Consider the following 13526-nt stretch of genomic DNA (forward strand, 5'->3'; position numbering starts at 1 on the left):
ATGACCCACACCCTTTCTTCCGATTCGTGGCAGTACCGCGCGCTCAACGCCATCAACCCCGGGCTCGATTACCTGTCCAAGGGCCTCATCGCGCTGACCGAGGCCGGGCATCCGGTGGTGGCCGGCTCGGCCGACCTGCAGTATTCCAATGGCCTGAACCGCTTTGCCGAGGCCTATCCCGATCGCTACGTGCAGTTCGGCATCTCCGAGCAGAACATGGTCTCGGCCGCCGCCGGCCTGGCCACCTGCGGCCACATGCCGTTCGTCGCCACGTTCGCCTCGTTCCTGGGCCTGCTGTGCTGCGAGCAGATCCGCATGGACGTGGCCTACACGCGCCTGCCCGTGCGCCTGATCGGCCATCACACCGGCATCAGCCTGGGCTTCTACGGTACCTCGCACCACGCCACCGAAGACATCTCCACCACCCGCGCCATCGCCGGCCTGACGGTGGTGTCGCCCGCCGACGGCCCGCAGCTCACGGCCGCGATCAAGGCCTCGGCCGACTGGCCCGAACCGATCTACTTCCGCATCGGCCGCGGCCGCGATCCGCAGGTCTATGCCGACGATACGCCCTTCGTGTTCGGCCGCGCCATCGTGCACTCGCAGGGATCGGATCTCAACATCATCGCCTGCGGCATCACGCTGCACGCCGCGCTCGAGGCGGCCGCCTCGCTCAACGCCGAGGGCTATTCGGTGGGCGTGATCGACATGCCGACGATCAAGCCGCTCGACCGCGAGGCCGTGCTGGCGGCCGCGGGCCGCGCCAGCGTGGTGCTCACGGTCGAAGAGCACAACGTGCTGGGCGGCCTGGGCTCGGCGGTGGCGGAAGTGCTGGCCGAGGCGGGCACCGGCACGCGCCTGGTGCGCCATGGCATCTACGACGAATACAGCCTGATCGCGCCGCCCACCGCGCTCTACCAGCACTATCAGCTCGACGGTGCCGGCATCCGCGCAGTGGCGCTGCGCCAACTCGACAACACCAAGCGGGAAGCGAAATGAAAGAGATCACCGGCTACACCAAGGTGATGGGCATCCTGGCCGATCCCATCGAACACGTGAAGACGCCGCAGCGCATGAACGAGCATCTGGCCACGCTCGGCTACGACGGCGTGCTCGTGCCGTTCCATGTGCGGCCGCAGAACCTGGCCGCCGCGGTGCAGGGCCTGCGCGGCATCGAGAACCTCGCCGGCGTGATCGTCACGATGCCGCACAAGAGCGCCGTGCTGGCGCTATGCGACGAGGTGACGCCGGTCGCGCAGAAGATCGGCGCGGCCAATGTGATCCGGCGCGAGGCGTCGGGCCGGCTGGTGGCGCACATGCTCGACGGCGAAGGCTTCGTCGGCGGGCTGATCGAGGCCGGGCTGGACCTCAAGGGTCGGCACGCCTACCTGGCCGGCGCCGGCGGCGCGGCCAACGCCATCGGCTTTTCGCTGGTGCAGGCCGGCGTGGCGAGCCTCACGGTCTACAACCGCACGGCGTCGCGGGCGGAGGATCTGAAGGCGCGCATCCTGTCGCTGCATCCGCATGCCGACGTGCGGCTCGGCACGCGCGACCCGGCGGGCTTCGACGTGGTGGTCAACGCCACGCCGCTCGGCATGAAGCCGGGCGACGCGCTGCCCGTCGACGTGGCCAGGCTCACGCCGGAACAGTGGGTGTGCGAGGTCATCATGCAGCCGGCCGAGACGCCGCTGCTGGCCGAGGCACGCGCGCGCGGCTGCACGGTGCATCCGGGCGCGCCGATGCTGGCCTGCCAGATCGCGCTGATGGCGCGCTTTCTCGGCATCGACGCCGCACGGTAGGGACCGGCCATGACGCAGCAAGCCAGCGCTCGCTTCGACTACATCATCGTTGGCGGCGGCACCGCCGGCGCCATCCTGGCCAATCGCCTGACGGCCGACGGCCGCCATCGCGTGCTGGTGCTGGAGGCGGGCGACGCCGCCTCCAGCATGTGGATCTCCATCCCGGCCGGGTTCTCCAAGCTGCTGGTCGACCCGCGCTTCAACTGGCGCTTCACCACGGAGCCGGAAGCGGGCACGCGCGGTCGCGTGATCTCGGTGCCGCGCGGCAAGGGCCTGGGCGGGTCCAGCCTGATCAACGGCATGATCTACGTGCGCGGCCAGCCGCAGGACTACGACAAGTGGGAGCGCGGCGGCGCCACCGGCTGGGGGGCGGCGGCCGTCGAGGATATTTTCCGCGACATCGAGAACTATGCGCAGGGCGATGCCCACCGCGGCCACGCGGGGCCGATGCATATCGAGCAGGTGGCCGAACGCTATCCGGTCAGCAGCGCGTTCCTGCGCGCGGCGGAAGAAGACGGCCAGCCGCTCAACCCGGACTACAACGGCGCCGACCAGGAGGGCTTCGGCTACTACCAGGTGCTGCAGCACCGCGGCCGCCGCTGGAGCGTGGTGGACGGCTACCTCAAGCCCGCGCTCAAGCGCCCGAACCTGGTGGTGGAGTGCGGCGCGCACGTCACGCGCCTGCTGTTCGAGGGCACGCGCTGCGTCGGCGTGGAGTATCGCCGCCAGGGTCGCACGCAGCAGGCGCGCGCGGGCCGCGAGACGCTGCTGTGCCTGGGCGCGGTGCAAACGCCGCAGTTGCTGGAGCTGTCTGGTGTGGGCGATCCCGAACGCCTCAAGCAACACGGCATCAACGTGGTGCTGGCGCGCAAGGGCGTGGGCGAGAACTACATCGACCACTACGCCACGCGCATGAACTGGCGCGTGCGCAACGCCGTCACGCTCAACGAAATGTCGCGCGGCGTGCGGCTGGCGAGCCAGGTGGCGCGCTATTACGCCAGCCGGCAGGGCATCCTCACGCTGGGCACGGGGCTTGTGCATGGCTTCGTGCGCACCCGGCCCGAGCTCGCCACGCCCGACGTGCAGTACTTTTTCGTGCACGCGAGCTATGCCAACGCGGCCGAGCGCATCCTCGACCGCGCGCCCGGCATGACGCTGGGCGTGGCGCAGCTGCGGCCCGAGTCCATCGGCAGCATCCACATCAAGTCGCCCGACCCGCTGGCCGCGCCGTCGATCCGCCCCAACTTCCTCGCGGCCGAGGAAGACCGGCGCAGCCTGGTCGAAGGCATGAAGCTGGCGCGCCGCATCGTCGGCCAGCCGGCGCTGGCGCGCTACGTCGCGTTCGAGATGAGCCCGGGCCCCGAGGTGCAGAGCGACGAGGCGTGGCTCGACTTCGCCCGCGCCAACGGCCAGACCATCTACCACCCGATCGGCACCTGCCGCATGGGCTCGGACGCCGACGCGGTCACCGACCCGCGCCTGCGCGTGAACGGCATCGCCGGCCTGCGCGTCGTCGACGCCTCCGTCATGCCATCGATGGTGTCCGGCAACACCCAGGGCGCGGTGATGATGGTGGCCGAGAAGGGCGCACGCATGATCCTCGAAGACGCCCGCCGCTGACGCCCCGGCAAAGGCGACCCGACAAAGGCGACCCGACAAAGGCGACCCGACAAAGGTGTCAGACTGCAATTTCAAAAAAAGGAGTCAGACTGCATTTTTCAACAAAGGAGTCAGACTGCATTTTCGACTAGCGTACCGGCCAAAAAAAAATGAGTCAGACTGCATTTTCTCTCTCACGAGCGAAAGCCAAAAAGGAGTCAGACTGCATTTTTCGCGGCTCCGCCCGGCGTGGTGCGGCGTCCGCCCTGGCTCGCTCCGCCCGAAAAATGCAGTCTGACTCCTTTATCGAAATTGCAGTCTGACACCTTTGTTTGGCGCGCCGGGCCAGGGGAAATTGCAGTCTGACTCCATTAGCAAAAATGCAGTCTGACACCTTTGTTTTGGGGGTGTGACGGGAGTGCGCGGGCTTCGTGGGCTGGCGGGGGCGCAATGCAAGAGACCTGCCCGGGGGCAGGTCTCTTTTTGCTGCTGCTGTTGCTGCTGTTGCTGTTGCTGTGTTCAGCCCGCGTCGCCCAGGCGGGCCAGGGGCGGGTTGGCGGTGAAGTAGCGGTCGATGCCCGTCATCATGGCCTGTGCCAGCGCATCCTGGTGCGAGTTCGAGCGCAGCTTGGCCTCCTCCTGCGGATTGCTGATGAAGGCGGTCTCGACCAGGATCGAGGGGATGTCGGGTGCCTTCAACACGGCGAAGCCGGCCTGCTCCACGCTGTTCTTGTGCAGGCGGTTGATCTTGCGGATCTCGTCGAGGAACGCGGTGCCGACCTTGAGCGAATCGTTGATCTGCGCCGTGGTGGAGAGGTCGAGCAGCACGCGCTGCACCTGGCGGTCGTGGCTGCCGAGGTTGACGCCACCGATCAGGTCGGCGGCGTTTTCCTTGTCGGCCATCCAGCGCGCCTGCGCACTGGTGGCGCCGCGCTCGGACAGCGCGAACACCGACGAGCCATTGGCCGAGGGCTTGACCCAGGCATCGGCGTGGATCGAGATGAACAGATCGGCGCGCACGCGCCGCGCCTTCTGCACGCGCACGTGCAGCGGCACGAAGTAGTCGTCGTCGCGCGTGAGGTAGGCGCGCATGTAGGGCTGCGCGTCGATCAACGCCTTCAGGCGGCGCGCGATGCGCAGCACCACGTCTTTCTCGCGCAGGCCGCTCGAGCCGATGGCGCCGGGGTCTTCGCCGCCGTGACCCGGGTCGAGTGCGATCGTGAGCATGCGCTTGCGGCCGGCCGAGGCGCGGCCCGGTGCGGGCTGCGGCTTGGGCGTGGGCGCGGGCAGGGCGGGAGCCTGCTGCTGGCCGCGCGCCAGCGGCGCCGGCGCGGGGGCCTGCTGGCCGGCGCTCGGCGTGACCGGGTTGCGCGAGATCTCGTCGAGGATGCGCGCGAGCGGATCATCGACATCGGGGCCCGCGCCCTGCTTGTTGAGGATGGCGACCAGCGGATCCTGCGCCACCTTGGGATACAGGTCGAGTACGAGGCGGAACTGGTAATCGGCCACGGGCTTGAGCGTGAACACCTGGGGCGCGACGGCCTGCTTCAGGTCGAACACCATGCGCACCACGTTGGGCCGGTTCTGCGCCACGCGCAGGCCCTGGATGTAGGGGTCGTCGGGCCGGACCTTCGAAACCAGGTCGTTGAGCGCCGGGCTCAGCGTCAGGCCTTCGATGTCGACCACCAGCCGGTGCGGATTCTCGAGCGTGAATTGCTCGGCCTTGAGTTCGTGGTCGAGTTCGAGGGTGACGCGGGTGTATTCCTCGGCCGGCCAGGTGCGCACCGCGAGAATGGTGGCAGCGCGGGCCAGGCGCGGAATGACCGGGAGAACGAGCAGGGTGGCGGCGACGCTGATCAGGCGTCGACGGGTGGCGGAGCGGGGCGAGGGTGCGCCGCTTGAAGAGGAGCCATCGCGTTCAACCATTTTTGTCCTCGGGCGGTAAAGGCAGACAATTCAGCGTTCCGTCCCTGGCCCGCGTAATCCAGGGAAATCGCAAGGTCCGGCAGGGGCAACAACCCCCCCGCGCGCTCGGGCCATTCGATCAAAACCACCGCGTCGTCACGCAGCAAATCTCGGAATCCGGCGTCCAACCATTCGCGCGAATCGCTAAATCTATAAAAATCAAGGTGATAGAAGTATAAGTTAGAAAGTTTATAGGATTCAAGCAGGGCGTAGCTCGGGCTTTTGATGCGGCCCTTGATGCCGCTGGCGCGCAACAGTGCCCGGCTGAACGCCGTTTTGCCCGCGCCGAGGTCGCCGTGCAGGTGGATATGTCCCCCGACATTGCCCTCGCGTCCGTCGAGATACGGGGCCAGATGCTGGGCGAGCGCGTCGGTCGCGGCTTCGTCGGGCAGGTACAGGGCCAGCGTGGACAGCGGGGCGGGAGAGGACATGGGTCGGGTGCCGGTGGTAAAACGATGGACGGTGCCAATTATAGAAAGTGAGTTTCTGGTACGCTTTTAGTTGCAAGTAATTCTTATTACATCGCCTCGCCCGCGCGGGGCTCATCGCCGCAATGGAGCAGCTTTCATGAAGACCCGCACCGAAAAAGACACTTTCGGCCCGATCGAAGTCCCGGTCGACCATCTCTGGGGCGCGCAGACGCAGCGCTCGCTGCATTTCTTCGCGATCTCCACCGAGAAGATGCCGGTGCCGCTCGTGACCGCCATGGCCCGCCTCAAGCAGGCCGCGGCCAAGGTCAACGCCGAACTGGGTGAGCTCGATGCGGGCATCGCAGACGCCATCTCGCGCGCGGCCGACGAAGTGATCGAAGGCAAGTGGCCCAACGAGTTCCCCCTGTCGGTGTGGCAGACGGGCTCGGGCACGCAGAGCAACATGAACATGAACGAGGTGCTGGCCAACCGCGCCTCCGAGCTGCTGGGCGGCGAGCGCGGCGAAGGCCGCAAGGTCCATCCCAACGATCACGTCAACCGCGGCCAGTCGTCCAACGACACCTTCCCGACCGCCATGCACGTGGCCGCCGCGGTCGAGGTCGAGCAGCGCCTGCTGCCGGCCCTCAAGGCCCTGCGCGCCACGCTGGCCGCCAAGAGCGCCGCGTTCTACGACATCGTCAAGATCGGCCGCACCCACCTGCAGGATGCCACGCCGCTCACGCTGGGCCAGGAGATCTCGGGCTATGTGGCCCAGCTCGACCTCGCCGAACAGCAGATCCGCGCCACGCTGCCCGGCCTGCACCAGCTCGCCATCGGCGGCACCGCGGTCGGCACCGGCCTGAACGCCCATCCCGAGTTCAGCAACAAGGTCAGCGCCGTGCTGGCCCACGCCACCGGCGCCGCCTTCGTGTCGGCGCCCAACAAGTTCCAGGCGCTGGCCTCGCACGAAGCGCTGCTGTTCGCGCACGGCGCGCTCAAGTCGCTCGCTGCCGGCCTGATGAAGATCGCCAACGACGTGCGCTGGCTGTCGAGCGGTCCGCGTTCGGGCCTGGGCGAGATCAGCATTCCGGAAAACGAACCGGGCAGCTCGATCATGCCGGGCAAGGTCAATCCCACGCAGTGCGAAGCGCTCACGATGCTGTCCGCGCAGGTGCTGGGCAACGACGTCGCCATCAACATCGGCGGCGCCAGCGGCAACTTCGAGCTCAACGTCTACAAGCCGCTCGTGATCCACAACTTCCTGCAGTCGGTGCGCCTGCTGGCCGATGGCATGCACAGCTTCGACGAGCACTGCGCCAAGGGCATCGAGCCCAACCGCGAGCGCATCACCGAGCTGGTGCAGCGTTCGCTGATGCTCGTGACCGCGCTGAATCCGCACATCGGCTACGACAAGGCCGCGCAGATCGCGAAGAAGGCGCACAAGGAAAACCTGTCGCTCAAGGAATCGGCGCTGGCGCTCGGCCACGTCACCGAGGCCGAGTTCGACGCCTGGGTGGTGCCGGGCGACATGACCAACGCCAAGCGCTGACCCGCCTGGCGCGGGTGCATCAGGCCGCGTCCCGCAAGGGCGCGGCCTTTTTCATGGCCCGCGCTCGTGCAAGCCGCCGCGCCCGCAACGGCGCGGCCGTTGCTCATGGCGCCGCGAGCAGCCAGAGCGGAATCGTGACGGCCGAGAGCAGCGTGCCGAGCGAGATCAGCACGGCCACCATGCGGCCGTCGCCGCCCATGCGCATCGCCAGCACATAGGCCGCCGAGGCCGTGGGCAGGGCGCCGAACAGCAGCAGCATGCGCGCGGCAAGCGGGTCGAGCGCGAGCAGCCAGGCCGCGCCCAATGCCACCAGCGGCATCAGCCCCAGCTTCACGGCCAGCATCCAGCCGATCAGCCCGCCGTAGCCCTTGCCGCCCTCCCACGACAGGCTGGCGCCCACGCAGATGATGCCCAGCGCGATGGCGGCGCTGCCGAGACGGCCGAACACCACGTCGACCGGTCCGGGCAGGTGCAGGCCCGCCAGGTTGCACACCAGCGCGAGCACCGTCGACACGACCAGCGGATTGCGCAGCAGCTCGCCGAACAGGTTCTTGCCGTTGTGGCGCGCGAGGCCGTACACCGCGGCCACGTTGGCCATGGGCACGGCGAAGCCGATGATGAGCGCCATCACGGTCTGGCCGGCCTGGCCGCCGAGGCTGGCCGCGAGCGCGAGGGCGATGTAGGTGTTGAAGCGATAGCCGCACTGCGCCGCCGAGGCCAGCGCGATCGGCGCGGGCCGCAGCAGCGGCGCGGCCAGCCAGGAGAGCACCACGCCGGCGCCGATCATGAGGGCGGCGGCCTGCAGCAGCAGCACCGCGTTGCCCGCGCTGATGGGCGTGCGCAGGATGGACTGGAACAGCAACGCGGGGAACAGCACAAAGTAGACCAGCCGCTCCGTGCCGGCGAAGAATTCGCGGGCAAAACCCAGTTTGTGGCGCAATGTCCAACCCAGCGCGACCAGCAGAAAATCCGGCAAGACCAGCAGTGCAACCGACATGATGTTCCGTCTATATCTCGGGGAATGGGCTCGCCCGGGATGCTACCGCAATGGTCCGATTTGCTGCTATTCTCCGAGGTTCAGACGTGGCGGGGCCCGCCCTGGGTCAGCTCGAGACACACCGCAATACCGCGTCAGCTAACAATTCATAGAGATCGCCCGTCCACAGATGGGCGAACGGCACATCGGCCTTTCTTACGCGGGGGGCCGTCAATACTAGGAGGAAACACACCCATGATCAAAGTCCGCACCCTGGTCCAGGCCATTGCCATGGCCGCCGGTCTGGCCGCCGTTTCGGGCGCCCACGCCGCCGACTTCCCGACCAAGCCGATCCGCGTGATCGTGCCCTTCGCGCCGGGCGGTTCGACCGACATCATCGCGCGCATCGTGACGCAGCGCATGAGCCAGGAACTCGGCCAGCCGATGGTCGTCGAGAACAAGGGCGGTGCCGGTGGCGCCATCGGCGCGGCCGAAGCCGCTCGTGCCGCGCCCGACGGCTACACGCTGTCGATCGCCACGGTCTCGACCATGGCCGTGAACCCGGCCTGCCGTCCCAACGACCTGCCGTACGATCCGCTCAAGGATTTCCAGCCGGTCACCAACTTCGCCAACACGGCGAACGTGGTCGCCGTGAACCCGAAGTTCCCCGCCAAGGACTTCAAGGGCTTCCTGGAAGAGCTCAAGAAGAACCCGGGCAAGTACTCCTACGGTTCGTCGGGCACCTGCGGCGTGCTGCACCTGATGGGTGAGTCCTTCAAGATGGCCACCGGCACCGACATCGTGCACGTGCCCTACAAGGGTTCGGGCCCGGCCGTGGCCGACGCCGTCGGCGGCCAGATCGAAATCCTGTTCGACAACCTGCCGTCGTCGATGCCCCAGATCCAGGCCGGCAAGCTGCGTGCCATCGCCATCGCCTGGCCCCAGCGCATCGACTCGATCAAGGACGTCCCGACCTTCGCCGACGCCGGCTTCCCGGTGCTGAACCAGCCCGTCTGGTACGGCCTGCTGGCGCCCAAGGGCACCCCGATGGAAGTCGTGAACAAGCTGCGCGACGCCGCCGTGATCGCCCTGAAGGACCCGAAGGTCATCAAGACCCTCGACGACCAGGGCTCGGCCCCGTCGGGCAACACCCCGGAAGAATTCGCCAAGGAAATCAAGGCGCAATACGACTGGGCTGCCGACGTCGTGAAGAAGCAGAACATCAAGCTCGACTGATGCCGCTGCGGCCCGCCTCGTGCGGGCCCCGGATCACGATGAGGCGCCTGCGGGCGCCTCATTTTTTTTGCGCTTTCTGGCGCGGGGCGCGCTAGGCGCTGTCGTTGGTGCGGCAGGCCTCGCGCAGCCGCTCGATGAAGTCGCGATGCAGGCCGGACAGGGCCTCCTGGCTGCGGGTCAGCAGGCTGACCGGCACGCGCAGGGGCGGATCGAGGCGGCGCAGCACCATGCCCGGGCGCAGCATGGCGCGCGCGGTGTAGGCGTCGACGATGGCCTCGCCGCAGCCGGCCTCGGCCAGCGCGCAGGCCACGTAATGGGTCTGCACCTGGATCGCCACCGGGGGCGTGAGCGCCTGCGCGTCCAGCGCCATCTGCAGCATGGCGCCGCTGGCGTCGCGCGCATCCAGCACGATCAGTGTTTCGCCGGCCAGCTCGGCGAGCCGCACCGGCGCGTCGTCGGCGGGGGCGGGCCGGCGGCCCAGGTGCACGAGTTCGGTGTGGCCCAGCGGCGTGCGGGTGAGGCCGGGGTAGTCGTTGGTGTCGAACGTGATCGCCAGGTCGAGCTCGCGCGCGAGCAGGCCCTGCACCAGCTCGGCGCTGTGGTGGGTGTGGATGTCGAAGGTGATGCCGGGCTGGTGGTCGCGGCTGGCGCGCACCACGCCGGGCAGCAGGCCCAGGCCCATGGCCGGCGCGCAGCCCACGCGCAGGTGGCCGTTGGGGCTGTCGCGCAGGCTCGCGGCCAGGCGCCGCACGCTGTTGAGGTCCTGGCTCAGGCGCGCCACCTCCGGCGTGAGGATCTCGGCCTCGCGCGTGGCGACCAGCCGGCCCTTCACGCGTTCGAACAGCTTGAAGCCCAGCTGCGATTCCGCATGCGCGAGCAGCTTGCTCGCCGCGGGCTGCGAGATGTGCAGGGCGGCGGCGGCTTCGGTGAGCGAGCCGGTGCGGCGGATGGCTTCGAAGATTTCGATGTGGCGCAGGCGCATGGGAGCAAGAGAGGGCGGGGCAATGCCCGATTCTATGCGAGAGCGCGCCGCGCGCTTCGCTATCATGAGGGCCATCGATGAGGAGAGGGCGATGACGCGACGCATGAATCTGCTGGCCTGCCTGGCGCTGGCCGCCGCCACGACGGGGCTGGCGCAGGCCCGCACACCGGCGGCCGATATCAATCCCGAGGGCGCGTCGGGCTACCAGGCCAAGGCGCTGGTGCACGCGCGCCAGGAGATGATCGCCACCGCCAATCCGCTGGCCAGCGCGGCCGGCGAACGCATCCTGCGTGCGGGCGGCAGCGCGATCGACGCGGTGATCGCCGCGCAGCTGGTGCTCAATCTCGTCGAGCCGCAGTCGTCGGGCATCGGCGGCGGCGCCTTCATGATGCACTACGACGCCGCCAGCGGCGAGCTGGTCAACTACGACAGCCGCGAGACCGCGCCGGCCGCCGCGCGGCCCGACCGCTTCTGGCGCGACGGCAAGCCGCTGTCGTTCGCCGATTCGGTCAACAACGGCATGGCGGTCGGCACGCCGGGGCTGCTGCGCGGCCTCGAGCTGGCCCACCGCGAGCATGGCAAGCTGCCTTGGGCCGCGCTGTTCGCGCCCGCGATCGCGCTGGCCGAGCAGGGCTTCGCCGTGTCGCCCCGCTTGCACGAGGTGTTGCAGCAGACGCCCGCGCTGGCGCGCCAGCCGGCCGCCGCCGCCTACTTTTTTGATGCGGCCGGCAAGCCCTGGCCGGTCGGCCACGTGCTGCGCAATCCGGACTTCGCGGCCGTGTTGAAGCGGGTCGCCGCCGAGGGCGCGGACGCGTTCTACCGCGGCCCGATCGCGCGCGACATCGTGGCGGCGGTGCGGGCCCATGCCACGCCGGGCGACCTCACCGAGGCCGACCTGGCCGGCTACCGCGCGCAGGCCGAGCAGCCGGTCTGCGGCCGCTATCGCGGCTATCGCCTGTGCGGCCCGCCGCCGCCGTCGAGCGGGCCGCTGGCGGTGCTGCAGATCCTCGGCATTCTCGAACACACGCCGATCGCGCGGCTCGCGCCCGACAGCGCGGCAGCGGTGCATTACTTCGCCGAGGCCGGCCGGCTGGCCTATGCCGATCGCGATTTCTACGTGGCCGACCCGCGCTACGCCGACGTGCCGGTGGCGGCGATGCTGGCCCCGGCATACCTGCGGGCGCGCGCCGCGCTGATCCGGCCCGAGCGCAGCATGAAGACGGCGCTGCCGGGCGACCCGGCCGGGCTGCTGGCCTCGCGCGCGCCGGACACCGCGCTCGAGCTGCCCTCCACCACGCATCTGGTGGTGGTCGACGCGGCCGGCAACGTGGTCTCCATGACCTCCACCATCGAGTCGGCGTTCGGCAGCAAGATCTTCGTGCACGGCTTCCTGCTCAACAACGAGATGACCGATTTTTCGTCGTCCTGGCAGGACCCGGAGGGCCGCCCCGTGGCCAACCGCGTCGAGGGCGGCAAGCGGCCGCGCAGCGCGATGGCGCCCATGATCGTGTTCCGCGGCGGCAAGCCCTATCTCGCGGTGGGTTCGCCCGGCGGCAGCGCCATCATCAACTACGTGGCCAAGACGCTCGTGGGCGTGCTCGACTGGCACCTCGACATCCAGCAGGCCATCGCGCTGCCCAATCGCGGCAGCCGCAACAAGGCCACCGAGATCGAGGCCGGCAGCCCGCTCGAGGCGGTGGCGCCACGGCTGCGCGCCATGGGCCACGAGGTGAAGTTCGAGTCGTTCCCGAGCGGGCTGCAGGGCATCGTGATCCTGCCCGACGGCCTGCAGGGCGGCGCCGACCCGCGCCGCGAGGGCGTGGTGCTGGGCCGCTGAGGCGGCTCAGTCGTCGTTGGCGGCCGGCGCGCCAATGCCGGCGTTGTGCTCGCCCAGGGCCGGCGGCAGGCGCCGCAGCGCGGCCGGCGTGCGCGACAGCTTGATCGGCGAGCCGATGCCGCGATAGGCGCCGTCTTCGAGCACCATGCCGCGATGGCGCGTGTGCGGATGGGCCAGCACCTGCGCCACGTCCTGCACGGCGGCGGCCGGCACGCCGCGCGCGAGCAGCGTCTCGGCGAAGCCGGCGGCCTCCTTCCCGGCCAGCAGCGCGGTCAGCGCCGCGTGCAGCTGCGGCCGGTGCGCCAGCCGCGCCGCGTTGTCGGCGAAGCGCGCGTCCTGCGCCAGCGCCGGCGCATCCAGCGTGCGGCACAGGGCCTCGAACTGGCGGTTGTTGCCCACCGCCAGGAACAGCGTGCCGGCCGCGGTGGCGAAGGTCTCGTAGGGCGCGATGTTGGGATGCGCGTTGCCGCTGCGGCCCGGCACCTTGCCGCCATAGAAGTAGTTGGGCGCGTGCGGATGCAGCAGCGAGATCGCGCAGTCGTACAGCGTGATGTCGAGAAACTGGCCGAGGCCGCTGCGCACGCGCTCGTTGAGCGCCAGCAGGATCGCCACCGTCGCGTTCAGCCCGGTCACCATGTCCACCACCGGCAGGCCCACGCGCGTGGGCTCGCCGTCGGCGTCGCCGTTCACGCTCATCAGGCCGCACATGGCCTGCGCGCAGGCGTCGTAGCCCGGCAGGCCGCCCAGCGGACCGTCGGCGCCGAAGCCGCTGACGCGGCAATGGATCAGGCGCGGGAACGCGGTCTTGAGCGTGTCGTAGCCCAGGCCCCACTTCTCCATCGTGCCGGGCTTGAAGTTCTCGACCAGCACGTCGGCGTCGGCCAGCAGGCCGCGCAGGAACGTGCGGCCCACCTCCTGTGCGAGGTCCAGGGCCAGGCCGCGCTTGTTGCGGTTGACGCCGACGAAGTAGGCGGCGGTGTCGCCGGCCACGCCCGCCGCGAAGGGCGGGCCCCAGCCGCGCGTCTCGTCGCCGCCGGGCGGCTCGATCTTGATCACGTCGGCGCCATGGTCGGCCAGCACCTGCGTGCTGTAGGGGCCGCCCAGCACGCGCGACAGGTCGATCACGCGGCAGCCGGCCAGCGCGCCGGCGGAGGGGGGAGTCTGTGTCATGGC

Annotated in this window: 11 protein-coding genes; 6 read left to right on the plus strand and 5 right to left on the minus strand. The window is 69.3% G+C overall.

Annotated elements, in window-relative coordinates:
* Genes CEG14_RS04500 through CEG14_RS04510 form a run of 3 tightly spaced genes read left to right on the plus strand, consistent with a single transcriptional unit; the run spans position 1 to position 3419 of the window.
* Positions 1-999: a transketolase family protein gene (locus tag CEG14_RS04500; RefSeq protein WP_094825123.1), complete on the plus strand. Its 999-nt coding sequence runs from the start codon at positions 1-3 to the stop codon at positions 997-999.
* Positions 996-1799 (plus strand): shikimate dehydrogenase family protein, encoded by an 804-nt coding sequence (locus tag CEG14_RS04505; protein ID WP_094825124.1) that lies wholly within the window; start codon positions 996-998, stop codon positions 1797-1799. Before CEG14_RS04500 ends, CEG14_RS04505 begins: the two co-directional genes overlap by 4 nt.
* A 9-nt stretch (positions 1800-1808) precedes the next feature.
* Positions 1809-3419 carry a GMC family oxidoreductase gene (locus tag CEG14_RS04510; RefSeq protein WP_094825125.1) on the plus strand — a complete coding sequence of 537 codons (1611 nt, stop codon included), beginning with the start codon at positions 1809-1811 and terminating at the stop codon, positions 3417-3419.
* A gap of 498 nt (positions 3420-3917) precedes the next feature.
* Here CEG14_RS04510 and CEG14_RS04515 read toward each other — a convergent pair whose 3' ends face one another.
* Both CEG14_RS04515 and tsaE read right to left on the minus strand, forming a co-directional pair.
* Positions 3918-5324, minus strand: a complete 1407-nt coding sequence (locus CEG14_RS04515) for an N-acetylmuramoyl-L-alanine amidase (protein ID WP_141243281.1) — start codon at positions 5322-5324, stop codon at positions 3918-3920.
* Positions 5255-5794, minus strand: a complete 540-nt coding sequence (gene tsaE, locus CEG14_RS04520; RefSeq protein ID WP_094825127.1) for a tRNA (adenosine(37)-N6)-threonylcarbamoyltransferase complex ATPase subunit type 1 TsaE — start codon at positions 5792-5794, stop codon at positions 5255-5257. Before tsaE ends, CEG14_RS04515 begins: the two co-directional genes overlap by 70 nt.
* A gap of 136 nt (positions 5795-5930) precedes the next feature.
* Between tsaE and fumC the strand changes: the two genes are divergently transcribed.
* Positions 5931-7322: a class II fumarate hydratase gene (gene fumC, locus CEG14_RS04525; protein ID WP_094825128.1), complete on the plus strand. Its 1392-nt coding sequence runs from the start codon at positions 5931-5933 to the stop codon at positions 7320-7322.
* A 103-nt stretch (positions 7323-7425) separates the two neighbouring features.
* On the opposite strand, the gene CEG14_RS04530 is transcribed toward fumC, so the two are convergent.
* Positions 7426-8319 (minus strand): AEC family transporter, encoded by an 894-nt coding sequence (locus CEG14_RS04530; protein ID WP_094825129.1) that lies wholly within the window; start codon positions 8317-8319, stop codon positions 7426-7428.
* A 234-nt stretch (positions 8320-8553) separates the two neighbouring features.
* Between CEG14_RS04530 and CEG14_RS04535 the strand changes: the two genes are divergently transcribed.
* Positions 8554-9534 (plus strand): tripartite tricarboxylate transporter substrate binding protein BugE, encoded by a 981-nt coding sequence (locus CEG14_RS04535; protein ID WP_094825130.1) that lies wholly within the window; start codon positions 8554-8556, stop codon positions 9532-9534.
* Between the two features lie 91 nt (positions 9535-9625).
* Here the strand turns inward: CEG14_RS04535 and CEG14_RS04540 are convergent, their stop codons facing one another.
* Entirely contained in the window at positions 9626-10516 is an 891-nt protein-coding gene (locus CEG14_RS04540) for a LysR family transcriptional regulator (RefSeq protein WP_094825131.1), read from the minus strand.
* 91 nt (positions 10517-10607) lie between these two features.
* Here CEG14_RS04540 and ggt point away from each other — a divergent pair, with 91 nt between their 5' ends.
* Entirely contained in the window at positions 10608-12353 is a 1746-nt protein-coding gene (gene ggt / locus CEG14_RS04545; RefSeq protein WP_094825132.1) for a gamma-glutamyltransferase, read from the plus strand.
* A gap of 6 nt (positions 12354-12359) precedes the next feature.
* Here ggt and CEG14_RS04550 read toward each other — a convergent pair whose 3' ends face one another.
* Positions 12360-13523: a CaiB/BaiF CoA transferase family protein gene (locus CEG14_RS04550; protein ID WP_094825133.1), complete on the minus strand. Its 1164-nt coding sequence runs from the start codon at positions 13521-13523 to the stop codon at positions 12360-12362.
* Between the last annotated feature and the right edge of the window lie 3 nt (positions 13524-13526).

The sequence above is a fragment of the Bordetella genomosp. 1 genome (assembly GCF_002261335.1).
Lineage (GTDB): Bacteria > Pseudomonadota > Gammaproteobacteria > Burkholderiales > Burkholderiaceae_B > Bordetella.